The organism is Mesorhizobium sp. HAY1-8B (genome assembly GCF_056868045.1).
Map to the genome: position 1 here is coordinate 6,258,578 of NZ_CP200321.1, position 26,984 is coordinate 6,285,561.

A 26,984-nucleotide genomic window follows, 5' to 3' on the forward strand; every position below is an offset into this window, starting at 1 on the left:
GAATTGACGCTATGGGCGACGAGGCCCCAGCAGAAAGGCTGTCATCACTGCACTCACGCACGCCACCGCCAACAACGCAACGGCGCTCGAAGAGCTGGCATCTTGGCGAATTGAAACAGTTTGAGTGGATGCATGTTGAACCAGCCCGTTCAGGTCGGACCTGCTGCCATGTCGAACGGAATAGGCACGGGTCAACTCTGCGCCGAACAGAAAGATTTCTGATGAATAGTAGACCCAGAGCAGTATGACGAGCAGACCTCCGGCCGCACCATATGACGATGCGATCGCACTTGTGCCGATATACCAACCGATAAGCGACTTGCCCAATGTGAACAGTGCGGCGGTCACGACAGCACCGATCCCGACATCCCGCCACTCCAAGGCACGATCCGGCAAGACTTTGTAGATAGCGGCAAACATCACGGAGATCAGGGAAAAGGAAATCAAGGTGTTGGTCGCGCTCAGAACAAACTCGCCGAATGGCAATTGAGCGCTGATCGTGTTGCCCAGAGCCGAGATCGCGGCGCTCGCCACCAGGGATACCAGCAACATGAAGCCGAGTGCGGCGACCAGGCCGAGACTTGCCGCACGCGCACGCAGGAGACGCGACAGCGAGCTCCCTTTCGTTTCAACTTTCCATATTGCATTCAGGGCCTGCTGCATCTCGCCAAAGACCGCGGAGGCGGTGACGAGCAAGGTGGCCACGCCAACGATGGCCGCCAGGGTCCCCGATGATTTGCTGGATGCCCCTTCGAGCGCTGTCTGAAGCAGCGCCGCGCTTTCTGAGCCCATCAGCCCCGATATCTGAGCAGACAAAGCCAGCCGCGCTGCGTCATGACCAAATGCGATGCCAGCGATCGCAACGACAATTATCAGAACCGGGGCCAGCGACGTGGCGGCATAAAAGGCCATCGCCGCGCCATGACTAAGGGCATTGTCGTTGACAAAGCCGACCACGCTTTCGCGCACCAAGTCCCATGCGTTTCTGATTGTGAGTCGCACTTCGAATCCGTGAAGGAGGTCGCAAACCGTCTACTATCAATGCAGCGCATCTTCCTATGTTCCGGCCGACTTGAGCGGGAGCTTCACCAGCGATGTGAAGCGCACGATCAATGGTGCGGAAACCGTGCGCAAGGCGAGCAGGGAAGAACCCCTTCTCCCCTTGTGGGAGAAGGGAGGCCGCACCACCCTCAATGGCAGCAGGCCTCCCCATACTGCAGCTGCTCATTCCAATCCGGCCTGCCCTCCGGCGTGAAATCCATCAGGTTCCACAGGATCTCGCAGGTGCCGATGGCGCGCGGGTCCTGGCCGGGTTCCGCCGGCGCGAAGCCGAGCTCCGACGACCAGAAGTGCCTGATGCCGTCACCATCGCGGTGAAACACCGACAGCAGCGGCATCTGCGCGCCGTCGGCATCCTCGGCATTGTAATCACGCTTGAAGCTGTTGGCGGCCGACGACACCAGCCGCATGTTGCGCCAGCCGCGATCGCGGCCGAGCGTGACGAGGTTTTCGAGCGGGGTTTTCGCCACCACGACGAAGTTGAAGCCGGCCGCTTCGAGATGCCCGACCGCGCCGTCGAACTGGTCGAGCAGCGCCGTGCAGGACGGGCATGGCTGGTCCGGCCGGGCGAGCCTGGCCGTGCCGCCTGATATCGCCACATCGCGCGTTTCCCGCGGATGGCGCGGAAACATCATGTTGTACAGGATGAGCGAATCCCTGCCGGGCGCGAACAGCTCCGACAGTTTCACCTTCGCCGGCCTGCCACCGGCATCGAGCGCATCGAAGACATAGTCCTGGCGGATCAGCCCGCCCGGCGGCAGCGCACGCCGCGCCTCGGCCACCGCTTCCATGGCTCGGCGCAACTCGATTTCCTTCTTCAGGAGCTTTTCGCGCGCGGTGCGGTATCTGGCGGATTCGTTGGGAAAGGTGATCATGATCGGCTCCTTGGGTCCGCGCGCCGGCGTCCCGGCGCGGTTGCTCTGCGACCCAAGGACGTCTGGCCGCGATCGGTTCCGACATTCTTGCGCGGCTTGCGGAGACGATCGCCAAACCCCGGAAAGAGCGGATGATGGCTACTGCGCCGCCGGCACCGGGCAGTCCAGGTCGCCTTCCTCACAATGGAGATAGCTCTGGAGCTCCTTCAGCCGGTTCTCGGTGAGCCCCGCCTGGCAGTTGGCGACGACCATGGGATAGACGCTGCCGGCGGTTTCGCGCGGTCCGCCCTGGAAGGCACATTCGGAATTGCGGAAGGAGACCCAGGCGCGTTGCGCGTCGACCAGCAATTTCTTCGACGGCGCATTGTCCTTCAGCCGACCCATGATCTGCTTGTAGGCCTCGTTGAGTTTCTTGTCGGCCGCATCGAAATCCTTGCCGGCGCATTGGTCCATCGTCGCCTGGTCCTGGGCATTGGCGCAGTCGGCGGCCCGCGCGGCGCCGGCAAGGAGCGGGGCCGCAAGGACCAGGGTGGCAAGGCTGGAGAGCAGAAGCCGCATCATGTTTCCTCCTGTTTCGGTCGAGACCGCAGCTTAACCGTCAAGCCATCTCGGGCAAGATGCGATGTGCCACCTTGGTGGATAGTTTCTTTCACGTGTTGGAACCCCTCCGCCTTTCCCGCATTGCCTCCATCGGCTAGGGCTTGCGGGACTGGGGAGAAGAATGCACGACGCCGACGAGATCGACCTGCGCTGCCCGCAAGTGGTGGCCGACAACGCCGCCAAGGGGCTCAGGCTGCGCGAGCGGTTCGGCCGTGGCGGCACCGAGATCGGCGTCGCGCGGGCGACCGAACTGAAGAACCGCGAGAAGCTCGCGCCGTCCACCATCCGCCGCATGGTCAGCTATTTCGCGCGCCACGAGGTCGACAAGCGCGGGAAAAACTACGGCAATGAGGACAACCCGTCAGCCGGCCACATCGCCTGGCTGCTGTGGGGCGGCGATGAGGGCCGCGCCTGGGCGCTGGAGCTCAAGAAGAAGATCGGCAACGCGCCGGATATCTAGAGCAGAGAATCGCGCAGGACGGCAGGCCCCGGAACCCCGCGCCGGGACCTGCCGTGGAAGGGCCGACACATGCCGGTGCGACCTCCTCCTGTGCCCAGCTGATCGACGATCCCGGATCAGCCGAATGGCGTCATGACGCTTCATTAGCATGGGCAGGCGGCCGCCTCCGTGAAGCAGTTCACAGAACGCTGGGTTTTCCGCTCGGCGGCGGAGAATCGGCCGGCACCAATCGACAGGAAGCGATCGGTCCCCGGAGCAATTCCAGAAAAAGCGTGAATCTAGCCTTCCCAGGCGACCGGCGTCATCCCCAGCCGCTCGTAGAGCCGTACGGCGGCGGGATTCTCGACCGTGTTGGTCTTCAGGTCGACACGGTCAGCGCCCCGGTCGCGAAAGCTGGCAAAGGCATGCCACATCAGCGCTTCGCCGATGCCCTTACCGCGCGCCTCGGGATGAACGGCGAGGTCCTTGACGAAGGCCGACGTCCAGCACAGTGCCGCCGCCGCCAGCCGGCCCTTGGCGTCGATGACGAGGAAACACAGCGCCGGGTCGAATTCGGGGTCGCCGGAGATGCGCGGCCACCATTCGTCGAACGGGCCGTCGGCGCCGTCGTCGAACACTTCGCTCAGCAGCGCATGCAGAGGCGGCGCGTCACCGGGCTCGAAGCAACGCATGGTAAAGCCTTCCGGCCAGTGCGGTGCAACGAGCGTCTCGTCGAGGATCTTGCGCAGCCGGATGTCGTTGAGAGCCGGCGGGCGCGGTTCGGGCATCGCGCTCAGGCGTCGGGCTGCAGGCGGCGCCGCTTGCGATCGACGCCGAGGCCGGTCGCCTCGAGCAAGCCCTTGCGCTTGGCGTCGAAATAATAGCCGGTCTGGTAGAGCCAGTCGGCCTTCTTGGCGTTGCCGTCCGCCACCAGCCAGGCGCCACGCAGATACTTGACCGCGTATTTGAGATTGGTCTCGGCGTCGAACAGGCCCTTGGCCGGCCCGTCATAGCCCATGCCGCGCGCCGTCGCGTGCTTGATCTGCATCAGCCCCCAATGGCCATTATTGTAGGCCTTGGGATTGAAGGTGCTTTCGCGGTTGACGACATGGCGCACCAGATCCACCGGCACCTGGTAAAGGGCAGCGTATTTGACGATCAGCCGGTCGACGTCGCCGCGCATGCCTGTGTGCTCTTCCGGGGCGGCAGGGCTGAGCGGCGCCGACGGGAACTGCACGAGGGAAGCCGGGTTCTGCGGCACGACATAGGCCACCTGCTGCACGCCGGGCATGGCCTTCTGGCCGCCAGCGACTGCCGGCACGACGATGCCGGCTGTCGTATAGGTCTCGGCGGACTTGATCACGGGCTGAGTTGCCTTCACCGGCTGGCCTGCCTTGGAGGGCGGCGGCGCCTGCCAGGCACTGGGGCTGGCGATCATGATGGCGGGCACGGCCGGAGCCGTCGGCGTCGCGCCGGCAAAGGCCGCGGTCGCCGGCTGGCTGGCTGGCGCGACTGCTGCCTCACCTTCCGAAATGACGGCGCCAGGCGTCAGTTCGGCGGTCTGGACGGGGGCAATGCCGGAGGATTGCGGCAGCACCGAAACGGTGTCCGGCAGCGGTATGGTGAAGCCGGCACCGGTACCAGCGACAGTCGCGGTCTCGGTCAGGGACGGCGCGGCTTTCATCTGCGAGGTCGAGGTACAGCCGCTCATGCCGGCCGCCGCCATGATCACGCCGATCGCGATAAGGGTATGTTTTGCTGGCAAGCCGCGCTCTGGTCCGGTTTGTCGGGTCGTTAAGATTTCCCTTACACCAGCGATTCCTGGGGGGCAATCGGGGCCATCTGGTGGTTTTCGGGTGGCGGGACGCGGGCGGCGATGCCATATTGTTCCTGATATGTACTGGATGGAATCCCGGATTTCACGGCTTTGCGGAAAGGAGCGCATCATGGAAACGACATCTTCGATCACAGCCGGCCACGCAGTGTTAGAAACAGTGATCGGTTTCATGGGCATCGCCTGGAGCGAAAAGGGCCTGATCCGGCTCTGCCTGCCCGAACGCAGCCGCGAAGCAGTGGAGCGGCGGCTGATGCGCTATGCCGGCGTTTCCGCCTCCACCGCCCAGCCGTCATGGGTGATCGACCTGATCGCCTCGATCAAGGCTTACGCCGCCGGCGAGGACGTCGATTTCTCCGGCGTCCCGGTCGATCTCGACGGCGTCGACGAGTTCCGTCTCGCCATCTACGACGCGGCACGCAAACTCAGCCATGGCGAGACCACCACCTATGGCGAACTGGCCAAGCGCGCCGGCCATGCCGGCCTGCCGCGCGAAACGGGTGCCGCCCTTGGCGCCAATCCGGTGCCCCTGGTCGTTCCTTGCCACCGCATCCTTGCGGCCGGCGGCAAGATCGGCGGCTTCTCCGCGCCCGGCGGCTCAGTCACCAAGGAAAAGATGCTGGCCATGGAAGGCGTGCGCGTCGGCCCGCCGCCTCCGGCGCAGGTGTCCTTCGGGTTTTAGAGGCCTTGGTCTTGAGGTGTGTTGTGATCAGGTCAGGCAGGGCCGACATCGTTCGCGGCCGGCATCACCTGAACATCAGCACACCTTAGAGCAATTCCAGGAAAAGTGTGAGCGGTTTTCCGTCCGGAAATGCGTCAAAAACAAAGAGATAGAGCGTTTCGCCGTATCCGTGAAACGGCGAAACGCTCTAGTGACGGCGCAGGAAGCGGCGGCGGAAATGGTCATTGTCCGGACGCTTGCAGTTGTAGACCGGGCAGGACTTGGTGTCGGCGCTCGGCACATAGGCCCGCGTCCTCACCTCGCCCATGGTGCAGAACTGCTGGCTCTGCACATAGCGGTCGTAGAGCGGCAGCCCTGGCACGCGCTTCGACTGGTAGCGCAGGATGACCGCGCCCTGGCGCGCGATGGTCGACTGCACCTTGCCGCAGCTCATATGCGTCGGGTCGTAGCGCGAGATCGCCTGCGCCTCGGCGGCCACCAGCGTCAGGCAGGCGGCAAGCAGAATGGTTTTCATGGTCCTCTCCCCTGATCCGCTACCCAAGGACAGCGCGATTTGTGGCAACGGTTTCACCAGATTGGGGCGGCCGTTGGGCAGTCCCGCAATCACGGCTTTCTCACACAGTCTTGTTTTTCGTGCGAAAGCAGCCTATATCAGTCCCATTGATATTTCGGCCGATCGATCCGGGCCTCGCGATCTTCGCGTTTGCTGACGTCTATCTCCAAAATCTCGATGCACACCGGCTGGACTTCGGTCTGGTCAAACCAAAGCAAATGCAAGGACTATTTTTATGGCAACTGGAACGGTCAAGTGGTTCAACGCCACCAAGGGCTTCGGCTTCATCCAGCCTGACGCGGGCGGCGCGGACGTTTTCGTCCACATCTCCGCTGTCGAGCGCGCTGGACTGTCGACCCTGGTCGAAGGCCAGAAGATCAACTTCGAGATCGAGCAGGACCGCCGCACTGGCAAGTCGTCCGCTGGATCTCTGAGCAAGGCAGCCTGATTTTGCGATAGCGCGCGCCGGACGAGAGTTCGGGGCGCGCGGCAAGTCACGGATGTACTGACAGTCGCGCGAGAAGCGCGCTGGAGCGGAAAGACCCGACAAGCCGGATCAGCAGATAGCTGCCAGCCCGGACCGGACGCTCCCAATCAGGCTACCGAGGATGGGAAGGCGGGATTTATCCCGCCTTTTTGTTTGTCTGGACCACAGCCCTCAACCCACCCACTCGATCGGCACATGCCCCGGATCCGCCTCGACGCGGCCAAGCCAGGCCATTACAGCCGGATAAGCGTCGAGTTGGAAGCCGCCCTGCTCGGCCGTATGCGTGTAGGCATAGAGCGCGATGTCGGCGACGCTGAAGGCGTTGCCGGCGAAGAAGGCGTTGTTCTCCAGATACTTGTTCATCACGCCCAGTGCCTTGTTGCCGCGCTCCAGCGTCACGGCCAGCCGCTCGGGCGTGGCATCCCTGGCGCGCTCGGGAAAGGTCAGCAGCGCCTTGCGCACGGCGATATAGGGTTCGTGGCTGTACTGCTCGAAGAACAGCCATTGATAGGCGAGCCCGCGCTCGTATCTGTCCGCCGGCAGGAAGCGCGTGCCTTCGGAGAGATAGAGCAGGATGGCGTTGGATTCGGCCAGCCGGCGGCCGTCGTCGAGTTCGAGCAGCGGCACCATCGCGTTGGGGTTCTTGGCGACGAAGCCGGCCTTTCGCGTGTCGCCGGTATGCGAACTCACCTCGATCGTGGTGAAGGCGAGGCCAAGCTTAGCCATCAGCAGACGCGGCTTGTAGCAATTGCCGCTGTCGATCATGCTGTAGAGTATCATGGACGATCCCCGGAACTGCCTTGACCAGGCGATTATCGCAGCCGCCGCGCCTTCAACCAATGATTTGTTTTGGCGCGACCATCAGCGGCGCTGATATGTGAAAGTGCTCGCTCAAGCGCATGTCGAGATTCAGATCAGGCCGGCATCACCTGAATATCGGCATGCCCTAGCCGAACAGCGGCACGACATTGTTCTCCTTGCCCAGCAGCGCATCGATGGCGATCGGCTTTTCGTCGAAGATGGTGCCGGCCAGCGCCGGCCGGGCCAGAAGGAAACCCTGCAGCAGGTCGACGCCACCGTCGAGCGCGACGCGCAGATGGGTGGGCTGCTCGATGCCTTCGACCAGCACCCTGGCACCGCGATCGTGCAGGCTGGACACCAGCGGCCTGAAGAACCGTTCGGCGGCGGCGTGGCGACAGAACTCTCCAAACCAGCCGCCATCGATCTTCACGATATCGGGCTGGAGCAGGCTCACCCGCTCCTCGGTCGAGTGGCCGGTGCCGAAATCGTCGATGGCGATGCGGATGCCGTCGCGCCGCATTTCGCGCACCAGCCGAGCGAGAAGCGCGTCGTCCGCCGCCTGTTCGGTGATTTCGCAGATCAGCATGCCGGGGGCGAGGCCGAGCTCGCCGAGATGCCGGCTCATCAGCCGGATCTCGGCCAGCGCCCGCCCGGGATGGTCGTTGACCATCGGATTGTAGTTGAAGAACAGATCGAGCCCGTCGACGCCGATGTTTTGGAAATTCCTGAGATGCAGAACCCGGCACATGGTTTCGACAAACAGCCGGTCCGACATCGCGATGCTCTCGAAGAACGCCCGCGGCGACCCTGCCCGGCCGCCACGGTGCGGCTCGATCAGCCCTTCGACCGCCACCGCGTGCAGCGTGCCGCCGAGCGGCGCGAAAATCGGCTGGTAGGCGCTGCGCAGGCGGAAATCGCCATGGACGCCGTATTCGATGCCGACCTCATCGACGAAGATCGCGTCGCCGACATTGCGCCGCCGCTCGAGCCTCATGGCGTTACCCGACGCCCGAAGGCTTTCGTCGATCGCGCTGTACGTGGGGCGACGGTGTGGGCAGTGGGCGCATCCCTCGCGACGGCAATCGGGTCAGGACTGCTTTTTGCGAAAACACGGAAACTCGTCGGAGCCAGCTCGGGCCGCGCCAGTACGAAGCCCTGCACCATCGAGGCGCCGGACTTCTCCGCGAGCTCCAGTTGCCAGCCCTCTTCGATACCCTCGAACACCGTGCGGATGCCTTGCTCTTCGAAGCTCTTGACCATGGAGGTCAGCAGGGCGAAACCGGCGCCGGATTCCATCAGTTGCGTGATCCAGAGGGCATCGAACTTGACGATGTCGGGCCTCAACTCCTTGATACGGTTGATGTCGGAATCGTCGGCGCCATAATCGTCGACGGCGATGCGAAAACCGTTGCCCCGCAGCGCCGCGACGAAACCGTGCAGCGTCTCCTGCGATGCCGATCTCTGCTCGGTCACCTCGCACACGACGCGGCCCGGATCGATGCCGGCCTCGTGCAGCACCAGCCGCATTTCACGCAAGGCATTGTCGGCGACCGTCCGCTCGGTGAACACGGACGGATCGAAATTGACGAAGATCGATGCCTCCCGCGGCAGGCAGGCGCCGGCATTGAGGAGATGCAGCGTCCTGGTCAGCGCCTCGATATGCAAGCGGTCGGCGGCCGGACAGGTCGAAAAGAAGGTCGTCGGCGATTGCGCCTCGCCGTCACGGAACGGCCGGATCAGCCCTTCGAAGGCGACAACCGACAGCTTGCCTTCCTTGAAGGCGAAGATCGGCTGGAAGGCACTTTGCAGCGTGTAGAGGCCCCAGACACCTGACGAGGTGCCGTCATCGTGACGGATGATATGGGCAAGCCCGATGTTGCGCGACACGGTTCCTCGCTCCGCGGATTGGCGGAATGGATTGCGATCCTGCCATGCAAGCCTCTACCGCCCGTTAATGAATTTAGTGTTGCCGATCACGCCTCATTGACCGCGCCGTCCCATCTGGCCCAGCCGAGAAGGCTTGCACTGGCGGGGATGATGCGACATGAGAAGCGCCGCGGCCGCTCCTGGCCGCGCCGATCTTCCCAGGAGAGATAAAAGGTCATGGCCTTTCTTGCCGACACCCTTTCCCGCGTAAAGCCTTCCGCCACCATCGCGGTGACGCAGAAAGCGCGCGAGCTGAAAAATGCCGGCCGTGACATTATCGGCCTCGGCGCCGGCGAACCGGATTTCGACACGCCCGACAACATCAAGAACGCGGCGATCGAGGCGATCCGCCGCGGCGAGACCAAGTACCCGCCCGTGTCTGGCATCGTGCCGCTGCGCGAAGCGATCGCGAAGAAATTCAAGCGCGAGAACAATCTCGATTACAAGCCCGAGCAGACCATTGTCGGCACCGGCGGCAAGCAGATCCTGTTCAACGCTTTCATGGCGACGCTGAACCCCGGCGACGAGGTCATCATCCCCCGCCCCTACTGGGTCAGCTACCCTGAAATGGTGGCGATCTGCGGCGGTACGTCGGTGTTCGCCGACACCTCGATCGACAACGGTTTCAAATTGACGGCCGAGGTGCTGGAGAAGGCGATCACGCCGAAGACCAAATGGCTGCTGATGAACTCGCCGTCCAACCCGTCGGGCGCGGCCTACACCGAGGCCGAACTGCGCGCGCTGGCCGATGTGTTGCTCAGGCATCCGCATGTCTGGACGCTGACCGACGACATGTACGAGCACCTGACCTATGGCGACTTCGTCTTCAAGACCATCGCCGAGGTCGAACCGAAGCTCTACGAACGTACGCTGACCATGAACGGCGTGTCGAAAGCCTATGCAATGACCGGCTGGCGCATCGGCTATGCGGCTGGTCCCGTTCAGTTGATCAAGGCGATGGACATGATCCAGGGCCAGCAAACGTCGGGCGCCTGCACCATCGCGCAATGGGCTTCGGTCGAGGCGCTCAACGGCCCGCAGGACTTCATCGCCAGGAACAAGGCGATCTTCCAGGGCCGGCGCGATCTGGTCGTGTCGATGCTCAACCAGGCGCGCGGCATCACGTGCCCGTCGCCGGAAGGCGCCTTCTATGTCTATCCGTCCTGCGCCCAGCTCATCGGCAAGAAGACCAAGGCCGGCAAGGTGATCGACACCGATGAAGCCTTCTGCTCGGAATTGCTCGAGGCGGAAGGTGTGGCGGTGGTGTTCGGCTCGGCCTTCGGCCTCGGACCCAACTTCCGCATCTCCTACGCCACCTCGGACACGCTGCTGGAGGAAGCCTGCACGCGCATCCAGCGGTTCACCGCGTCACTGACCTGATCAGATACGCCATACTGGAAATGAGAAACCCGGCTCAACGCCGGGTTTCTCATGAGCTCGGCTCGGCACTCAGCCGCCATATTGCGCTGACGTCACCGCCTCCAGCCAGTCGGCATGGACACCGTCAAGCGCCTCCTGCATGGCGATATGCGTCATCGCCGATTTCGGCGCCGCACCATGCCAGTGCTTCTCACCGGGGGCGAACCAGATGGTGTCGCCAGCCCTGATCTCCTGCATCGGGCCACCCCATGTCTGGGCAAGGCCGGCGCCAGAGGTGACGTAGAGCGTCTGGCCGAACGGATGCGTGTGCCAGTGGGTGCGCGCGCCCGGCTCGAAGCTTACCAGCGTCGCCCTCAGCCGCGCCGGAGCCTCCGTCTCGATGATCGGCGTCTGCAGAACCCGGCCGGTGAAGTATTTGTCCGGCGCTATGATGGTCGGCACGCTGCCGCAAGCAATGATCTTCATCGTCTGATCCTGAAACTGGTGGTGAAGCGAGCCACGGCAAACGCCGCGGCTCATCGGGGCAAAACGCATTCTCGGCCGATATCACCCAAGGCGCAACCGGCCGTTTGGCCCGCCGTCGCGCAGACGCGGTTTTCTCTCCTTAACCATGAACCTTCCCCGCATGGCGCAACAAGGCGAAACAAGGGCGAATTCAATGTCTTCTTAACAGCTGCGCACTAGCCGTGAGCCTGCATTGCAGGGGCGATGAGATGAGCATACTGGCGACGATCAAGGACCATAGCGGCCGGATCTACCGTGCCATCCAGGCCCTGCTTTTGATCAGCATCGGCGCCGCGTTGCTTGGCACAGTCGAGACGTCGGAAAGCCTGCCCTCCAACAGCGCCTACGCGGTCTCGATCCTCGCCACGGGGCTCGCCCTGCTGGCGCTGATGTACATGCGCAGCAGCGTCGTTCATAGCCTGAGATCCGCCGCCGCCGCCGAAGCGGAAAAGCATCATTTCCTGACCAGGGACGCGATGACCGGGGCGATGACCCGCCGCTATTTCCTGGAAGCGCTGGGCAACAGCCTGGGCACTATGCGCGACCGGCGCGATGCGGCCTTGCTGCTGATCGACCTCGACCATTTCAAGCAGCTCAACGACACGTTCGGTCATCAGTTCGGCGACCGCACCCTGGCGCATCTCGTCAAGACCACCGAGCGTATCTTTGCCGGCGGCATGGTCGGCCGGCTCGGCGGCGACGAATTCGGCGTCATCATCCCGCACGGCGATCTCACCGCCATCAACAAGGATATCAGGCAATTGCTGGATGCCATGCGGGCCGGCAAATCGCACGAAGGCAAGACCATTCCGCTCTCCATCTCGATTGGCGTGGCACTGGCGCCGGCCCACGCCTCGAACACAACGGAACTGATGCTGGTTGCCGACCTGGCGCTCTATGAGAGCAAGGCGGCGGGCCGTGGCCGCGTCACCGTGTTCGACGAGGAGATGCTGTCCGACAAGCGCTACCGCCGCCTGGTCGAGCGGGAATTGCGCGCCGCGGTCTATCTCGGCGAACTCGAGCTGCACTACCAGCCGATCGTCAACCCGGACAGGTCCACCTATGCTTTCGAGGGACTGATCCGCTGGCGCCATCCGATTCGCGGCCTGATCTCCCCGGCCGAGTTCATCCCGATCGCCGAGCGCTCGACCCTGATCGACATGGTCGGCGAATGGGTGTTCAAGCGGGCTTGCGCCGATATCGGCCATTTCTCCGGGCGCCGCATCTCGATCAATGTCTCTGGCGAGCAGCTGAAGCGCGACGAGATCGTCACCATGTGCGACCGCGTGCTGAAGGAAACCGGCCGTTCGGCGGCACAATTCATCATCGAGATCACCGAGACGGTGGCAACCGCCGCCACGCCGGAGATCCTGCGGCGCCTCGAAGCGTTGCGGGGCCTCGGCTTTCACATCGCGCTCGACGATTTCGGAACCGGCCATTGCGGCTTCAACTATCTGAAGACCTTGCCCATCGACAGCATCAAGATCGATCGCTCCTACATCCGCAGCCTTGCCCATGACCAGGTGGCGCAGATCTTCGTTTCGGCGCTGGCGCAGATCGCGCGCATCCAGGACGTCACCATCGTGGCGGAGGGTGTCGAGACACAAGAAGAGTTCACGCTGGCCAAGGCCGCCGGCTGCAATCGCTTCCAAGGCTATTTCTTCGGCAGGCCGGCGCCGCGCGACAAGGTGGGACCCTTGCGCGCCATCGATGATGCCGAACCCATGGCACTGAGCGCCTGAGGGGCCGTGCGGCCCGATTTCTATTTTCCTTGCCCTGCCGGCAAACAAGTGGGACGATGCGTCAGGGCAGGTGGCGACAAGAAAAGAACCCCCGCCCGCGACGGTCGAACAGGCCGGCCGCCGCTCAGGACCGATTGACCACGCCTGAACCATGCATGCCAGTCGGTCCCTAGGGAAACGCCTGAGTGGAGGTCAGCCATGGGTACTCGCGCCGGAGGACGACGCACGGGACCGAAATGCATTGCCATAGTCGGTCCCTTTGCAAGCGGTAAGACAACACTTCTCGAAGCCATATTGGCCCGTACGGGCGCCATTCCCCGCCAGAACCCGGTTTCCTCGGGCAGCACTGTCTCAGATCATTCGCCGGAAGCACGCGCCCACGCCATGAGCGTCGAGGCGACCGTCGCCACCACCGATTTCATGGGCGAGCAGATCACCTTCGTTGATTGTCCCGGCTCGATCGAATTCTCCTTCGAGGCCGAGCCGGTGCTGGCCGCCTGCGACCTCGCGGTGGTCGTGGCCGAGGCCGACGAAAAGAAGATTCCTGCCCTGCAGCTCATCATGCGCAAGCTCGACGATCTCGGCGTGCCGCGCATCCTGTTCCTCAACAAGGTCGACAAGGCGATAGCAGGCGTGCGCGACACGCTGAAGATGCTGCAGCCGGCAAGCTCGGTGCCGCTCCTGCTGCGCCAGATTCCACTTCGCAAGGACGGCGTCGTCATCGGTTCGATCGATCTGGCGCTGGAGCGTGCCTACATCTACCGCGAGTACGCCGAAAGCGAAGTGGCCCAGATACCGGGCGACGACAAGGCGCGCGAACTGGAAGCACGGTTCTCCATGCTGGAAACCCTGGCCGACCATGACGACCAGCTGATGGAACAGCTGCTCGAGGAGATCGAGCCGCCGAAGGACGCGATCTTCGACGACCTTGCCGCCGATCTGCGTAATGGCGTGGTGACGCCGGTGCTGATCGGCACCGCCGAGAAGGGCAATGGCGTGCTGCGCCTCTTGAAGACGATCCGCCACGACGCACCCGACATCGAGGCGACCCGCAAGCGGCTTGGCGCCCCCGACAACGGCGCCACCCTGGTCCAGGTGATGAAGACGATCCACACACCGCATGGCGGCAAGTTGTCGGTGTCGCGCATCCTGTCCGGCCAGGTAGCCGACGGCTCCGAACTCTGGCTGCCCGGCGGTGAGACGGCGAAGGTTTCCGGCATCTACAAGATGCTCGGCAAGGACCAGTTCAAGCTCACCGCCGCCAAGGCTGGCGACACCGTGGCGCTCGGCAAGCTGGACGAGGTCAAGACCGGCCAGACGCTGACCTCGGCCAAGGGCGGCACCAAACAGCTGTTCGCATTCGAGCCACCGCAGCCAGTATTCGCTTTCGCGCTGCGGCCGAAGGAGCGCAAGGACGAGGTCAAGATGTCGGCCGCCATCCAGCGGCTGGCGGAGGAAGACCCCTCGCTCAGCCTGCGCCACAACCAGGACTCAGCCGAGACAGTGCTGTCTGGCCATGGCGAGATGCATCTGCGCGTCGTGCGCGAGCGGCTGGAGGGCAAGAACCAGATCCCCGTCGAAGGCCATGCCCCGGCCGTGCCCTATCGCGAGACGATCCGCAAATCGGCGCAGCAGCGTGGCCGCCACAAGAAGCAGTCGGGCGGCCATGGCCAGTTCGGCGACGTGGTGATCGAGATCAAGCCGTTGCCGCGCGGCTCCGGCTTCCAGTTCACCGACACCATCACCGGCGGCGTGGTACCCAAGACCTACATCCAGTCGGTCGAAACAGGCATACGCGATTACCTGAAAACCGGCCCGCTCGGCTTCCCCGTGGTCGACGTCGCCGTCAACCTGTCGGACGGCTCCTATCATGCGGTCGATTCCTCCGACATGGCCTTCCAGATGGCGGCGAAGCTCGCCATGAAGGAAGGCATGGCCGCCTGCTCACCGGTGCTTCTGGAGCCGGTGATGAAAGTCGAGATCGTCACGCCGTCGGACGCAACCTCGAAGATCATCGCACTCATCCCGCAGCGGCGGGGCCAGATTCTCGGCTATGACGCCCGGCCCGGCTGGCCGGGATGGGATGTCGTCGAGGCGACCATGCCGCAAGCCGAGATCGGCGACCTGATCATCGAACTGCGCTCGGCAACGGCGGGCGTCGCCAGCTATCGCGCCGCCTTCGACCACATGGCCGAACTCACCGGCCGTCTCGCCGACGAAGCGATGAACACCAACGGCAAGGCCGCCTGATTTCGCCGCGATCAGCCACGTCTCGCGGTTTAAGGCGAGACGTGGCTGGCAGGACCGTGAGGGGCGACGTCAACGTTGGGGAAGTTCATGACCAGCGGGATCGAAGCATGCCACCCGGATGTGAGCCGCGGCCTCGACGGTGACATGCATAAACCAAAAACGACGCCCGGGGGGCCGGACGCCGTTTTGTTTGCGGACCGTTTTCTTGGGAGGAGAAACGGCAGGTCCGCCGCATATGCCGTCGCCGGGTTCGGCGGAAAAGGTTCGGACGCGGTAGCCGCCTGAGCCCGGGCCGTACGAGTGATGCCCCCATCCCTCGTCCGAACCACACCGCGTCCTAGCGTCTACATAGCATCGGAAGGCATCGTTGTCATGTTACCAGAGGTTACATGACACTGTTACGCGGCAATTCTGGTGAATTCCCCGGTCGCTCCGGCAAGGTCCGGGCAACAAAAAAGCCGGATCAACGAAGATCCGGCTGAGTTTGATTGGAAGTGCCTGTTAAGGCTAACCTCCAGAGGGGAACACTCGAGGGCGCTAATGGGAGGAGAACGCGCCCAGGAGATGATCTATATATCTGCTCATCATGCCCAAGAAACAAGCATCTATTTTGCAACACACGCATGCAAAAAGACGCAGGCTGTGGTCTAACCCATTCCGAAATCCAATAGGACCAGCAGAATCACCAAAACGGAGCACGCTGCGGGCCATTTCTCGTTGTGAAAAGTGTTAATCCAGGCCGATTTTGCTCCAAAAAGCCGAAAACTCCTGATGACCTGGAATCAGGCACTGGCCGTTCAATTCTGAGGCAACCAGGCGGGAAGCAGCCAATGCGTCCTTTTTCAGCCATTGCCGGAAGCAGCGTTTTCCTGATTGCGGCGCCAGGTGTGGTTGCCGGACTTGTCCCCTGGCTGCTCAGCGACCGCTGGGGCTTGCCGTGGTCCACCGTACCGGGCTTTGTTCTTGCCGGCGGTATCCTCATCGTCGCCGCGGCCGCCGTGCTGCTGCATGCCTTCGCCCGCTTCGCGCTCGAGGGGTTGGGCACGCCGGCCCCAATCGCGCCGACCGAGAAGCTGGTGATCGGCGGCGTCTATCGCCATGTCCGCAATCCCATGTATGTCGCCGTGCTGTCGATCATCCTTGGCCAGGCATTGCTGTTCTCGAGTTGGACGCTTCTCGCCTATGCCGTCATCGGCGGTATTGCCATGGGTTCCTTCGTCAGGTTCTACGAGGAGCCGACGCTCGCAAGCCGCTACGGCGCCGACTATGAAACCTATCGCCGCAACGTCCCTGGCTGGCTGCCGCGCCCGACACCCTGGCGGGGTTGACGAGCAGTGAGGAGCGCCGCCCAGGGCATCTCGAGGTTCAGGTCAGGCCGGGTCGAGAATGGTGGCTTCCGAGAACCGGAGCAGCGCGTATTAAAGTACGTGTGCACGTTCCACTGCGACGCAGCAGAACGGGGAAGCGCAGGAGGCTGCCATTCGCAGGCCGGCCTCACCTGGATATCGACATGCCCTCAGAAGGACCAGCTTCTGGCCTTGGCAATGATGAAGTCGCGGAACACGTGCAGCTTGGCCTGGTTCTTCATTGCATCGGGATAGGCGAAATAGGTGTCGAAGGACGGCACCTCGGTTTCTGGCAGCAACTGCACCAGGCCGGAGTCCTTGCTGATCACATAGTCCGGCAACATGGCGATGCCGGCGCCGCCCTGGACGGCGCGCTTGATCGACAATATGTCGTTGATCTGCAGCGACGGCACGCGCTGACCGCCCTCGAAATCGCCGACCGTCTCCAGCCAGTTCAACTCCGACAGATGCGACGGCACCGGCAGGCCGAAGGTGACGATGCGATGGTTTCTGAGCTCGGCGACCGATGCCGGCTTGCCATGCTTGGCGACATAGGACGGCGCCGCGTACAAGTGGAAATGCACGGTGAACAGGCGGCGCTGGATCAGGTCCGGCTGCTGCGGCTGGCGCAGCCGGATGGCGCAGTCGGCCTGGCGCATGGTGAGGTCGAGTTCCTCGTTGGCGAGGATCAGTTGCAGGCTGATTTCGGGATAGAGCTCGATGAATTCCTGCACCCGCTCGGTCAGCCAGCCCGCGCCTAGGCCGACGGTCGTCGTCACGCGGAGCACACCGGAAGGCCGATCCTTGGTCTCGGTCAGGCGCGACTTGATGGTCTCGAGCTTCATCAGCACGTCATGCGCCGTGCGGAACAGCATCTCGCCCTGCTCGGTCAGCACCAGACCGCGCGCATGGCGATTGAACAGCGGCACGCCGACATCATGCTCGAGTGCACTGACCTGCCGCGATATCGCCGATTGCGACAGGTGCAATGTCTCAGCAGCGTGCGTAAACGACCCCGCTTCCGCCGCAGCGTGAAACACGCGTAGCTTGTCCCAGTCCAACGCCATGATTCCCCTCGTTCTGTTTGGCGTCTGAATGAAAAATCAGGCTTTTACACGGCGTCTCTAAGCCGTTTTTTTAACAATCTGACAGCGGCCCTATTCCGCTGCTTCGCGATGCACCTCGATGCCGGCCAGATACTTTTCCGCCTCGAGCGCGGCCATGCAGCCAAGCCCCGCCGCCGTCACCGCCTGGCGATAGACATCGTCGGTTACGTCGCCGGCGGCGAACACGCCGGGCACGTCGGTGCGGGTCGAATCCGGCGCCGTCCAGAGGTAGCCGTTAGGCTTCTGCTTCAGCTTGCCGACGAACAGTTCGACGGCCGGTGCGTGGCCGATCGCCACGAACACGCCGTCCACCTTGAGGTGGCTTTCGGCGCCGGTCACCGCATGCTTGAGCTTCAGTCCCTCGACTGAAGGCGGCAGCGGCGCCTTGCCGGGGCGGCCGGTGATCTCGTCGACGATCGTGTCCCAGATGACGCGGACATTCTCCTTCCGCAGCAGCCGCTCGCGCAGGATGCGCTCGGCGCGGAAGTCGCTGCGCCGGTGGATGACGGTCACGCTCTTGGCGAGGTTCGACAGATAGAGCGCTTCCTCCACCGCCGAATTGCCGCCACCGACCACCGCGACATCCTTGCCGCGATAGAAGAAGCCGTCGCAGGTGGCACAGGCCGAAACGCCGAAGCCCATGAAATCCTGTTCGGTCGGAATGCCCAGCCACTTGGCCTGCGCGCCGGTGGCGATGATCAGCGCGTCGGCCGTGTAAGTCGTACCAGAATCGCCCTTGGCGCGGAACGGCCGCACGTTGAGGTCGACCTCGGTGATGATGTCGTTGATGATGTCGGTGCCGACATGCTCGGCCTGCTTGAGCATCTGTTCCATCAGCCACGGGCCCTGGATCGGATCGGCGAAACCGGGATAGTTCTCGACATCGGTGGTGATCATCAGCTGGCCGCCCTGCTGCAGGCCGGCGACGAGCATCGGCTTCAGCATGGCGCGCGCGGCGTAGACCGCGGCGGTATAGCCGGCAGGGCCGGAACCGATAATGAGAACAGGCGCGTGCTTGGTGGTCATTTAAAGCCTCAGCGGGGCAGACAATCGGATGTGCCTTGGAGAAAGACGTGGAATTCGCGCTTAATGTAAGGGTTGCCAACCACGCCAGCAAGACGAACGGGCCGTCGTCCCCGGAAAGCTTCGGCCCAAGCGGTTATTCGCATGATCGCCGCTTTCGTTACGGTTCAAAAATCGCGTTGATGAGGGCTGGCGCCAACACAAAAGTCGTTTAATTACAAAATCGCGAAAGATTCTTGCGCCGAGCACAGACAACCATGCCCCTGAAAGCCGACCTCGACGCCATCGACTGGAAGATCCTGCGCGAATTGCAGGCCGACGGACGCATGACCAATGTTGAGTTGTCGAACCGCGTTGGCATTTCTGCCCCGCCCTGCCTGCGCCGGGTCAAGCGGCTGGAGGAAGCCGGCATCATCCGCGGCTACCGCGCGCTGCTCAACGCCCCGGCGCTCGGCCTCGATGTCGTGGCCTTCTGCCTGGTCGGCCTGCATCATCAGGCCGACGCCGAGCTGCGCACCTTCGCCGAGCGCACGCGCGGCTGGCCGATCGTGCGTGATGCCTGGATGGTCTCGGGCGAATCCGATTTCCTGCTGCACTGCGTGGCAAGCGACCTCGGTGCCTTCCAGACCTTTGTCATCGAGGAACTGACCTCGACGCCGAATGTCGACACGGTGCGCACCGCGCTCACCATCCGCCGTGTCAAGGATGAAGGCCTGGTCTCCTTCGAGCGCCCCTGAACCGGACGACCGCCTGCGCGCCTGCGAATTCCTGGTCTCCGTCACACCGGTGCCGCGTTGGTATTCGACAGAGGCTGATGTACAAGGCTGGACGGCTCTGCCGGACTTCGCCGCTGAACTGACCGCCTGATTGGTTTCTCAAGCAATTGCTGGAAAAATGTGTAACGGTTTTCTGCCCGGCATTGCGTAAGAACAGATGGCACAAGCAGCGTTTGCTCCGGGGACGGCCCGCCATGGGAAGGGGACCATGACTCGATTTGCAAGCCCGGTCTCGGCGCTTATCATCTGCGTGGACGAGGCCGACATGATCGGCCCATGCCTGGAAAGCATCGATTTCTGCGCCGAGATCATCATCGTCGATTCCGGCTCGACCGACGGCACCGTCGAATGCGTGAAAGGCTATATCGCCAAGGGCTACCCGATAAAGCTGCTGCACAATGACTGGCCGGGCTTTCCCCGTCAGCGGCAATTCTCGCTCGACCATGCCACACAGCCCTGGTGTCTTTCTATCGACCCGGACGAGCGCGTCGATGACCAGCTACGACAGTCGATCGTGGCCATCACGCAGGCGGCCGACAACAAGATCAGCGCCTGGTACATCCGCCGCCGCGATTGGCTGAAGGGCTACGGCTACGCGCACCGCTGGGTGCTGCACAACAGGCTGATGCGGCTTTTTCGCCGGGAAGGCGCCACCATGGATCTCACCGCGCGGGTGCACGAAGCCTTCCACGTTCCGGGCGAGACCGGCACGATCGAAGAGGGCGTCCTGCTGCATCGCCGTGAAATATCGGTCGAGGAGGATCTTGCCCGCGCCAACGCCTATTCCGGCCTCAAGGCCGTCACGCTGGTCGAGAAGGGCAAGAAGCCCGGCCTGGTGCGGCTGGTGCTGTCGCCGTTCGGCAACTTCCTGAAATTCTACCTGGCCAAGCGCTACTTCCTGTGCGGTCGGCACGGCTTCGTCTACTCGATGTCGGTGATGATCTATTCCTTCGCCACCGAAGCCAAGCTTTACGAAGCCTCGGAACGCAACGATCCTGTATGAGCTGTATGTCCTGGCTCAGGACCTGTCGTCCCGGCCGAGCATTTCGATGGTGGCGAGCAGACCACCGAGGTCGCTGTCATCCCGCAGGGGCCTGACTGCGAAACCGGCCTGAGCCGCCGCCTCGCCGTCAACCAGCCAGCCCTGCGGCAGGCCGGCGCGCCGGCCTGCCTGCATGTCGGCCAGTTTGTCTCCGACGATCAGCGAGCGCCCAAGATCAATGCCGAGGCGCTTGGCAGCCTCGATCAGCATGCCCGGATTGGGCTTGCGCATCGGATGATCCGATACGCCCAGTGGCCCGACACCCGCCTCGTGGTAGGCGCAGGCAAGCACCATGTCGACGAACACGCCCTGATCGTGCAGCAGATCGAGAACGCGGCCGTTCACCGCGGCGAAGACGCTCCAGCCGAAATAGCCGCGCGCTATGCCGGACTGGTTGGTGACCACGACAACCGGAATCCTGGCCTCGTTCGCGGCTGCGATCGCCGGCAGCATCTGCGGCCTGAGCTCGATCTCGGCCGGATCGCTGGGATAGTCGGTATCGATGTTGATGGTGCCATCGCGGTCAAGGAACAGCGCCGGCACGTGCCGCGGAAAAACCCGGTCGCCGATCCGCTCGATCCACACCCCCGGCTCGACCAGCGGGTGCGATACCCCGTCAGCCATTGTGCAGGCGCGTTTCGACCACCTCGCACAGATAGTGGTAAAGGCACAGATGTCCCTGCTGGATGATCGGCGTCGAGGTCGAGGGCACGTTGAGCAGTATATCGCACAGCGGCTTGAGCTTGCCGCCAGTATCGCCGGTCAGGCCGATCACAGTCATGCCCATCATCCGCGCCTGTTCGGCGGCGGCGAGAATGCTCGGCGAATTGCCGCTGGTCGAGATCGCCAGAAGCACGCCACCGGCCGAGCCATGCGCCTCGACCTGGCGCGAAAACACCGTGTCGAAGCCGTAATCATTGCCCCATGCGGTCAGCACCGCCGCGTTGGCCGGCAGTGCTATGACATTGTAGGCCTTGCGCTCCTTGAGGAAACGGCCGACGAGTTCACCGGCTATGTGGATGGCATCGCTGGCCGAACCGCCATTGCCGGCGATCAGGAAGGCCTTGCCCGACGAAAGCGCCGTCACCACGGCGCTCGCCGCGCGCTCCATCTCGCCGGTCAGGTCACGCTCGACCATCGCCGTGATCGCGGCCGCCGAGCGGACCAGATAGTCATTCAGTTCAGACATGAAACCCTCAGTTGGTGCTGCCGCCCGCGCGCAGTTTTCCGATGGTGCCGGTGGTGCTCTTGCCAGCGACGAGATCAACCAGCACGACGCGTCCGCCGGCCTTCTGCACCACATCGGCGCCCACCACCGTCTCGATCGTGTAGTCCGCGCCCTTGACCAGTATGTCGGGCAGAAGCGCCTCGATCAGCGCCAGCGGCGTATCCTCCTCGAACACCACGACCGCATCGACCGAGGCCAGGGCCGCGAGCACGCAGGCGCGGTCATGCTGGTCGTTGACCGGGCGGCCCGGCCCCTTCAGCCGCCGCACCGAGGCATCGCTGTTCAAGCCAAGCACAAGCCGGTCGCACTGGCTGCGCGCCGCGTGCAAGAGGCTGACATGGCCGGCATGCAGGATGTCGAAACAGCCATTGGTGAAGCCGACGCTCAGGCCCTCTTCCTTCCAGGCCGCCACCATGCGCGCGGCCGATGCGGCATCTAGGATAGCGTCCTTGTGGGCGGTCGGTCCATGCGAGCGGAACAGCGCGCCGGTGAGCTCCTCGACCGTCAGCCGCGCGGTGCCGCGTTTTCCCACAACAACCCCGCCGGCGGCATTGGCGATCGAGGCCGCCGCGACGGGCTCGGCACCCGACGCGAGCGCCAGCGCGAACGTTGCAATCACCGTATCGCCCGCGCCCGAGACGTCGAACACTTCGCGCGCCTGGGTGGCGATGTGGCGCGCCTCATCCGGGCCGACGACGCTCATGCCTTTTTCACTGCGCGTGGCGACGACAAAGTCGAAGCCATGCGCCGAGATCAGCTCACGGGCCGCCGCGACGATCTCGTCATCGGCGAACACCGCATGGCCGACGGCCTCGCCAAGCTCCTTGCGGTTGGGGGTGATGGCGGTCGCGCCTGCATAGCGCGCATAGTCCCTGCCCTTCGGGTCGACCAGCACCGGTTTGCCCGCCTCGCGGCAGATGGCGATCAGTTCGGCGGCGACGCCATCGAGCAGGATGCCCTTGCCGTAATCGGACAGGATGACGATGTCGGCCGCCGTGAGTGCGGCGCGAAAATGCCGGATCAACCCGGCCCGCTCCGTTTCGCCGAGCGGCTTGATCTCTTCTTCGTCGAAGCGCAGCACCTGCTGGTTCAGTGCGCTGAAACGGCTCTTCGACGAGGTCATGCGGCCACCCTGCTGCGCCAGGCCTGCCGTGTCGGCGCCAAGCTCGCCAAGCATCCGCACCAGGCTGTCGCCGGCCGTGTCGGTGCCCATCACCGAAACCGGAATGGCGCGCGCGCCGAGCGAGATGATGTTGGCCACGACATTGCCGGCGCCGCCCATCGCCGAGGTCTCGCCGCGCCCGTGCAGCACCGGGATCGGCGCTTCCGGAGAAATGCGCTCGATGACGCCGTTGACGAAGCGGTCGAGGATGATGTCGCCGACCACCAGCACGGCGACGTCGCCAAAGCGCGCAATGGCGCGGTGCAGGGGTTCGGGTGAAGGCGGATTGTGCTTGATCATGTCACTGGCAACGCGCTGGGAAAAACCGTCTCTGGAATATAGGGGGCGGCTGGCGGCCGTTCATGCCTGCCGATATACCGCAATTCGAGCCGGCGCAACGGCGATGCCCGTCAGCTCTTCTGTAGGGCAACGTGGACGCCGAGCCCGACCAGCACCGCACCACCGGCCCGCTGCATCAGCCGCTGCGCCCGGCTCGAACGCCGCAGCCGGCCGATCACCAACCCAGCAAGGAACACGCAGACGATATCGGCCGATGAGAACATCAGGTTGACGATAGTGCCCAGCACGACGAATTGCAGCCACACCGGGAAGGCCGCCGAGGCGTCGATGAACTGTGGCAGGAACGCCATGAAGAAGATCGCGGTTTTCGGATTGAGCACCTCGACGGTGATGCTTTCGAAAAAAGCACGGCGCGCTGATTTCCGCTCGATGGCGGGCAGTGCCACGTCGCCCTCGACGCGCTTGCGGAACAGCGAGACACCGAGCCAGATCAGATAGAGCGCGCCGACCAGCTTGACCGCCATGTAAAGCGGCGGCACGGCGTGGAACAGCACCGACAGGCCGGCGGCGGCGGCAAAGACATGCACGTAGCCGCCAAGATGGATGCCGAGTGCGGCCGTCAGGCCCGACCAGCGCCCACGCGCCATCGTCTGCGCCGCGGCATAAAGCATGGCCGGACCTGGAATATAGGCGAAGATCGCCGTCGTGGCGAAAAATGCGATGAGCAATTCGGTCGACGGCATTTTTTGTCCCTTATGATCCTGGCCTGCGGATCGAACCTACAGAAGCGAAAGCTTTGCGGCGCCACTGTGGCGCGCCTGCCCTCCTGCACCTGCTTTGTCGACAGTCCGGCTGGCCTCCCTTATAAGGACCGGAATCGCAAGCAACCAGAGGCCTTCATGATCATCGTCACGGGCGGCGCCGGCATGATCGGCTCCAACATCGTCGCCGCGCTCAACGCCGAGGGCCATGACGACATCCTCGTCGTCGACGATCTCACCGACGGCCACAAGATCGCCAATCTCGCCGATCTCAGCATAGCCGACTACCTCGACAAGGATGACTTCCTGCCACGCCTGGAGGCCGGCGGTCTCGGCCGCATCGAGGCCGTCTTCCATCAGGGTGCCTGTTCGACCACCACGGAGTGGAACGGCAAGTTCATGATGGAGGTGAACTACGCCTACTCGAAGCGGCTGCTGCATGAGTGTCTCGCGCTGCGCGTGCCCTTCCTCTACGCCTCTTCCGCGTCCGTCTACGGTGGCGGGTCCGAGTTTCGCGAGGAACCTGCGCTTGAGCGGCCGCTCAATGTCTATGCCTATTCCAAGAAACTGTTCGACGACTATGTCAGGCGCACCGTCTTCGACACCGATCATTCGCCTGTGGCCGGCTTGCGCTACTTCAACGTCTACGGACCGCGCGAGGCGCACAAGGGCGCGATGGCGTCGGTTGCCTTCCATCTGTTCAACCAGGTCGAGCAAGGCCAGAACCCGAAACTGTTCGGCGCCTATGACGGCTTCGGACCCGGCGAGCAAAGCCGCGACTTCATCCATGTCGGCGATGTCGCGGACGTCAATCTGTGGCTTTGGAATCGCGGTTCGAGTGGTATTTTCAATTGCGGAACCGGCCGCGCCCAGCCTTTCCGTGCCATCGCCGAGACGGTCATCGACACGCTGGGCAAGGGCGAGATCGAGTTCATCCCCTTCCCCGACCACCTCAAGGGCAGCTACCAGAGCTTTACGCAAGCTGATATGTCCCGTTTGCGCGCGGCCGGTTATAATGGCCAATTCCGGACAGTCGAAACCGGTGTCAGAGACTATGTCGAATGGCTGAAAGCCCAACGATCCTCGTGATCGGCCCACGCTGGGTTGGCGACATGGTGATGGCGCAGTGCCTGTTCTCGGCGCTGAAGGAGCTCCATCCCAACGCCGCGATCGACGTGCTGGCGCCGGCCTGGGCCGCACCGCTGGTCAAGCGCATGCCTGAGATCCGCCAGCAGATCGACTTTCCGCTGAAACCCGGCGCGCTCGAATTCACCCATCGCCGCCGCTTCGGCCGCCTGCTGCGCGGCCGCTATGACATGGCCTATATCCTGCCCGGCAGCTGGAAATCGGCGCTGATCCCGTTCTTTGCCCGCATCCCGCGCCGTTTCGGCCATCTGCGCGAAATGCGCTATGGCCTTCTGACCGACGTCGTGCCGCTGCCGGAGGCTCTGAAACGGCGCACCGCGCAGGCCTATTTCAGCCTCGCCAAGGGCGGCGGTTTTCGCGCGCCTCATCTGACCGTGGATGCGGGTAACCAGGCCACCTTGCTCCACCGTTTCGGGCTGACCCCACAGGGATTTGTAGCCCTGATGCCTGGCGCCGAATTCGGCCCTGCCAAGCGTTGGCCAAGCGAAAGCTATGCCGGCCTGGCCCGCCAGTTCATGGGCAAGGGCTTGAAGGTCGCCCTGTTCGGTTCGAAGAACGACCGCGACGTCACGGCGGAGATCGCGGCCCTTGCCCCCGGCGCCGTCGACCTCGCCGGCCAGACGCGGCTGGAGGACGCCATCGACCTGATCGCGGCGGCAAGGCTCGCCGTCTCCAACGACAGCGGGCTGATGCATGTCGCGGCGGGCGTCGGCACGCCGATTGTCGCCGTCTATGGCTCGACCTCGCCCGACAATACGCCACCACTGGCGGAGCGGCGCGAGCTGGTCTGGCTTCACCTCTCCTGTTCGCCCTGCCACCAAAAAGTCTGTCCGCTCGGCCATCTCAACTGCCTGAAGACATTGGAAGTCGGCCAGGTCGCAGCGGCGGCGGACCGGCTGCTGGAACTTCCGGCAGCGGCATGAAGGTCCTGATCGTCAAGACATCGTCGATGGGCGATGTCATCCACACCTTTCCGGCCGTCGAGGATGCCAGCCTGAACCGGCCGGACGTGTCCTTCGACTGGTGCGTCGAAGAGGCGTTCGCCGGCATTGTCGCCCTGCACCCGGCGATCGCGGGGATTCACACGGTCGCCATCCGGCGCTGGCGCAAGGCGCTTTTCAGTAGCGGCACATGGCGCGAGGCAGCCGCGTTGCGCCGCACGTTACGCGAATGCCGCTACGACCTGGTCATCGACGCGCAGGGCCTGCTGAAATCGGCCCTGGTGGCGCGGCAGGCCGGCGCGCCGATCGCCGGCTTCGACCGGTCGAGCGCGCGCGAACCCTCGGCGACACTGTTTTATGACGTCACCTACGCCGTGCCGCGCGAGTTGCACGCCATCGAGCGGACAAGGCGGCTGTTCGGGCTGGCGCTCGGCTATCAGCCCGATCTGTCGACGCTCAACTCCGGCATCGTGCCGCCACCTGGAACTCTGGCCGGCACCATCGGAAAAACCGCCTTCCTGCTGCACGGCACCAGCCGCGAGGACAAGAAATGGCCTGTCGAAGACTGGATCGGATCGGCCCGCCTGCTGGTCGAGCGCGGCATGATTCCGGTTACCACCTGGTCGAACGACCGTGAAAAGGCCGTGGCCGAAGCGATCGGCAAAGCCGTACCTTCCACGGCGGTAGTGCCAAGGTCACCGCTGGCTGACATCGCCGCCATCCTCGGCCGCTCGACACTGGTGATCGGCGCCGACACTGGTCTGACCCATCTGGCTAGCGCCTTCGGCCTGCCGACGGTCGCGGTGTTTTTGGCGACGGAGCCGGGGCTGACAGGCCCGCGTGGGCAATTTGCGTCGACACTGATGGCCGCGGCAGGCGGGCGTGTAACGCCGGCGGAGGTGGTGGCGGAGGCAGAGAGGCTGCTTAATCTCAAAGCGCCGGCCTAGGACCTTTTCAGAATTCGCTCTGGCGAGTCGAATAGAGTGGTTTTCGAGAACCGGAGCGGAACGTACTTAAAGTA

At 63.7% G+C, this 26,984-nt stretch carries 28 protein-coding genes; 12 read left to right on the forward strand and 16 right to left on the reverse strand.

The window, feature by feature from the left end; translation table 11 throughout:
• Positions 1 to 9: 9 nt before the first annotated feature.
• The 3 genes from AC1VON_RS30055 to AC1VON_RS30065 form a co-directional block, all read right to left on the reverse strand.
• Positions 10 to 1,002 (reverse strand): YihY/virulence factor BrkB family protein, encoded by a 993-nt coding sequence (locus AC1VON_RS30055; RefSeq protein ID WP_483125866.1) that lies wholly within the window; start codon positions 1,000 to 1,002, stop codon positions 10 to 12.
• A 188-nt stretch (positions 1,003 to 1,190) separates the two neighbouring features.
• Positions 1,191 to 1,934, reverse strand: coding sequence for a DUF899 family protein (locus tag AC1VON_RS30060; protein ID WP_483125867.1), 744 nt, complete (start codon positions 1,932 to 1,934; stop codon positions 1,191 to 1,193).
• A 138-nt stretch (positions 1,935 to 2,072) separates the two neighbouring features.
• A complete protein-coding gene (locus tag AC1VON_RS30065; RefSeq protein WP_483125868.1) occupies positions 2,073 to 2,492 on the reverse strand; it encodes a lysozyme inhibitor LprI family protein in 420 nt (139 codons plus the stop codon).
• Positions 2,493 to 2,655: 163 nt separating this feature from the next.
• On the opposite strand from AC1VON_RS30065, the gene AC1VON_RS30070 reads away from it, so the two are divergent.
• A complete protein-coding gene (locus AC1VON_RS30070) occupies positions 2,656 to 2,994 on the forward strand; it encodes a hypothetical protein (RefSeq protein ID WP_172349034.1) in 339 nt (112 codons plus the stop codon).
• 278 nt (positions 2,995 to 3,272) lie between these two features.
• Here the strand turns inward: AC1VON_RS30070 and AC1VON_RS30075 are convergent, their stop codons facing one another.
• Entirely contained in the window at positions 3,273 to 3,761 is a 489-nt protein-coding gene (locus tag AC1VON_RS30075) for a GNAT family N-acetyltransferase (RefSeq protein WP_172349033.1), read from the reverse strand.
• 5 nt (positions 3,762 to 3,766) lie between these two features.
• Entirely contained in the window at positions 3,767 to 4,738 is a 972-nt protein-coding gene (locus AC1VON_RS30080; RefSeq protein WP_483125869.1) for a transglycosylase SLT domain-containing protein, read from the reverse strand.
• 181 nt (positions 4,739 to 4,919) lie between these two features.
• Between AC1VON_RS30080 and AC1VON_RS30085 the strand changes: the two genes are divergently transcribed.
• Positions 4,920 to 5,489: a methylated-DNA--[protein]-cysteine S-methyltransferase gene (locus AC1VON_RS30085; RefSeq protein WP_483125870.1), complete on the forward strand. Its 570-nt coding sequence runs from the start codon at positions 4,920 to 4,922 to the stop codon at positions 5,487 to 5,489.
• A gap of 187 nt (positions 5,490 to 5,676) precedes the next feature.
• Here the strand turns inward: AC1VON_RS30085 and AC1VON_RS30090 are convergent, their stop codons facing one another.
• Complete coding sequence (locus tag AC1VON_RS30090) at positions 5,677 to 6,003, reverse strand: hypothetical protein (protein WP_483125871.1); 327 nt, start codon at positions 6,001 to 6,003, stop codon at positions 5,677 to 5,679.
• A 274-nt stretch (positions 6,004 to 6,277) separates the two neighbouring features.
• On the opposite strand from AC1VON_RS30090, the gene AC1VON_RS30095 reads away from it, so the two are divergent.
• Complete coding sequence (locus AC1VON_RS30095; protein WP_010910991.1) at positions 6,278 to 6,490, forward strand: cold-shock protein; 213 nt, start codon at positions 6,278 to 6,280, stop codon at positions 6,488 to 6,490.
• 210 nt (positions 6,491 to 6,700) lie between these two features.
• Here the strand turns inward: AC1VON_RS30095 and AC1VON_RS30100 are convergent, their stop codons facing one another.
• The 3 genes from AC1VON_RS30100 to AC1VON_RS30110 all read right to left on the reverse strand — a co-directional run bounded on the left by AC1VON_RS30100 (position 6,701) and on the right by AC1VON_RS30110 (position 9,217).
• Positions 6,701 to 7,309, reverse strand: coding sequence for a glutathione S-transferase family protein (locus AC1VON_RS30100; protein WP_172349029.1), 609 nt, complete (start codon positions 7,307 to 7,309; stop codon positions 6,701 to 6,703).
• A gap of 166 nt (positions 7,310 to 7,475) precedes the next feature.
• Positions 7,476 to 8,324, reverse strand: coding sequence for an EAL domain-containing protein (locus AC1VON_RS30105; RefSeq protein WP_483125872.1), 849 nt, complete (start codon positions 8,322 to 8,324; stop codon positions 7,476 to 7,478).
• A complete protein-coding gene (locus AC1VON_RS30110; protein ID WP_483125873.1) occupies positions 8,321 to 9,217 on the reverse strand; it encodes an EAL domain-containing protein in 897 nt (298 codons plus the stop codon). The genes AC1VON_RS30105 and AC1VON_RS30110 overlap by 4 nt, the downstream gene beginning before the upstream one ends.
• A 216-nt stretch (positions 9,218 to 9,433) precedes the next feature.
• Between AC1VON_RS30110 and AC1VON_RS30115 the strand changes: the two genes are divergently transcribed.
• A complete protein-coding gene (locus tag AC1VON_RS30115) occupies positions 9,434 to 10,636 on the forward strand; it encodes a pyridoxal phosphate-dependent aminotransferase (protein ID WP_172349026.1) in 1,203 nt (400 codons plus the stop codon).
• Positions 10,637 to 10,705: 69 nt separating this feature from the next.
• On the opposite strand, the gene AC1VON_RS30120 is transcribed toward AC1VON_RS30115, so the two are convergent.
• A complete protein-coding gene (locus tag AC1VON_RS30120; protein WP_483125874.1) occupies positions 10,706 to 11,101 on the reverse strand; it encodes a (R)-mandelonitrile lyase in 396 nt (131 codons plus the stop codon).
• Positions 11,102 to 11,349: 248 nt separating this feature from the next.
• Here AC1VON_RS30120 and AC1VON_RS30125 point away from each other — a divergent pair, with 248 nt between their 5' ends.
• The 3 genes from AC1VON_RS30125 (at position 11,350) to AC1VON_RS30135 (ending at position 16,460) form a co-directional block, all read left to right on the forward strand.
• Positions 11,350 to 12,882, forward strand: a complete 1,533-nt coding sequence (locus AC1VON_RS30125; RefSeq protein WP_483125875.1) for a putative bifunctional diguanylate cyclase/phosphodiesterase — start codon at positions 11,350 to 11,352, stop codon at positions 12,880 to 12,882.
• Positions 12,883 to 13,080: 198 nt separating this feature from the next.
• Positions 13,081 to 15,132 (forward strand): elongation factor G, encoded by a 2,052-nt coding sequence (locus tag AC1VON_RS30130; protein ID WP_172349023.1) that lies wholly within the window; start codon positions 13,081 to 13,083, stop codon positions 15,130 to 15,132.
• Positions 15,133 to 15,962: 830 nt separating this feature from the next.
• Positions 15,963 to 16,460 (forward strand): methyltransferase family protein, encoded by a 498-nt coding sequence (locus AC1VON_RS30135; protein WP_483125876.1) that lies wholly within the window; start codon positions 15,963 to 15,965, stop codon positions 16,458 to 16,460.
• 188 nt (positions 16,461 to 16,648) lie between these two features.
• On the opposite strand, the gene AC1VON_RS30140 is transcribed toward AC1VON_RS30135, so the two are convergent.
• Positions 16,649 to 17,545, reverse strand: coding sequence for a LysR family transcriptional regulator (locus AC1VON_RS30140; protein WP_027044146.1), 897 nt, complete (start codon positions 17,543 to 17,545; stop codon positions 16,649 to 16,651).
• Positions 17,546 to 17,635: 90 nt separating this feature from the next.
• On the reverse strand, positions 17,636 to 18,610 hold the full coding sequence (gene trxB / locus AC1VON_RS30145; RefSeq protein WP_483125877.1) for a thioredoxin-disulfide reductase: 975 nt from the start codon (positions 18,608 to 18,610) through the stop codon (positions 17,636 to 17,638).
• 254 nt (positions 18,611 to 18,864) lie between these two features.
• On the opposite strand from trxB, the gene AC1VON_RS30150 reads away from it, so the two are divergent.
• Together AC1VON_RS30150 and AC1VON_RS30155 are read left to right on the forward strand one after the other, a co-directional pair.
• Positions 18,865 to 19,344 carry an Lrp/AsnC family transcriptional regulator gene (locus AC1VON_RS30150; RefSeq protein WP_019860544.1) on the forward strand — a complete coding sequence of 160 codons (480 nt, stop codon included), beginning with the start codon at positions 18,865 to 18,867 and terminating at the stop codon, positions 19,342 to 19,344.
• Between the two features lie 247 nt (positions 19,345 to 19,591).
• Positions 19,592 to 20,386 carry a glycosyltransferase family 2 protein gene (locus tag AC1VON_RS30155; protein WP_483125878.1) on the forward strand — a complete coding sequence of 265 codons (795 nt, stop codon included), beginning with the start codon at positions 19,592 to 19,594 and terminating at the stop codon, positions 20,384 to 20,386.
• Between the two features lie 15 nt (positions 20,387 to 20,401).
• Here the strand turns inward: AC1VON_RS30155 and gmhB are convergent, their stop codons facing one another.
• The 4 genes from gmhB to AC1VON_RS30175 form a co-directional block, all read right to left on the reverse strand.
• Positions 20,402 to 21,049: a D-glycero-beta-D-manno-heptose 1,7-bisphosphate 7-phosphatase gene (gene gmhB / locus AC1VON_RS30160; RefSeq protein ID WP_483125879.1), complete on the reverse strand. Its 648-nt coding sequence runs from the start codon at positions 21,047 to 21,049 to the stop codon at positions 20,402 to 20,404.
• Complete coding sequence (locus AC1VON_RS30165) at positions 21,042 to 21,614, reverse strand: D-sedoheptulose-7-phosphate isomerase (RefSeq protein ID WP_483125880.1); 573 nt, start codon at positions 21,612 to 21,614, stop codon at positions 21,042 to 21,044. The genes gmhB and AC1VON_RS30165 overlap by 8 nt, the downstream gene beginning before the upstream one ends.
• Before the next feature lie 7 nt (positions 21,615 to 21,621).
• The gene (rfaE1, locus tag AC1VON_RS30170; RefSeq protein ID WP_483125881.1) at positions 21,622 to 23,115 is read right to left on the reverse strand and encodes a D-glycero-beta-D-manno-heptose-7-phosphate kinase; all 1,494 of its coding nucleotides are present in this window, start codon (positions 23,113 to 23,115) and stop codon (positions 21,622 to 21,624) included.
• A gap of 110 nt (positions 23,116 to 23,225) precedes the next feature.
• Positions 23,226 to 23,858 carry a LysE family translocator gene (locus AC1VON_RS30175; RefSeq protein WP_172349016.1) on the reverse strand — a complete coding sequence of 211 codons (633 nt, stop codon included), beginning with the start codon at positions 23,856 to 23,858 and terminating at the stop codon, positions 23,226 to 23,228.
• A gap of 156 nt (positions 23,859 to 24,014) precedes the next feature.
• Here AC1VON_RS30175 and rfaD point away from each other — a divergent pair, with 156 nt between their 5' ends.
• The 3 genes from rfaD to waaC are packed head-to-tail and all read left to right on the forward strand — an operon-like array spanning position 24,015 to position 26,910.
• The gene (gene rfaD, locus AC1VON_RS30180; RefSeq protein WP_172349015.1) at positions 24,015 to 24,965 is read left to right on the forward strand and encodes an ADP-glyceromanno-heptose 6-epimerase; all 951 of its coding nucleotides are present in this window, start codon (positions 24,015 to 24,017) and stop codon (positions 24,963 to 24,965) included.
• Positions 24,938 to 25,945 (forward strand): lipopolysaccharide heptosyltransferase II, encoded by a 1,008-nt coding sequence (gene waaF / locus AC1VON_RS30185; protein ID WP_483125882.1) that lies wholly within the window; start codon positions 24,938 to 24,940, stop codon positions 25,943 to 25,945. The genes rfaD and waaF overlap by 28 nt, the downstream gene beginning before the upstream one ends.
• Positions 25,942 to 26,910, forward strand: coding sequence for a lipopolysaccharide heptosyltransferase I (waaC, locus tag AC1VON_RS30190; RefSeq protein WP_483125883.1), 969 nt, complete (start codon positions 25,942 to 25,944; stop codon positions 26,908 to 26,910). Before waaF ends, waaC begins: the two co-directional genes overlap by 4 nt.
• Positions 26,911 to 26,984 lie beyond the last annotated feature (74 nt).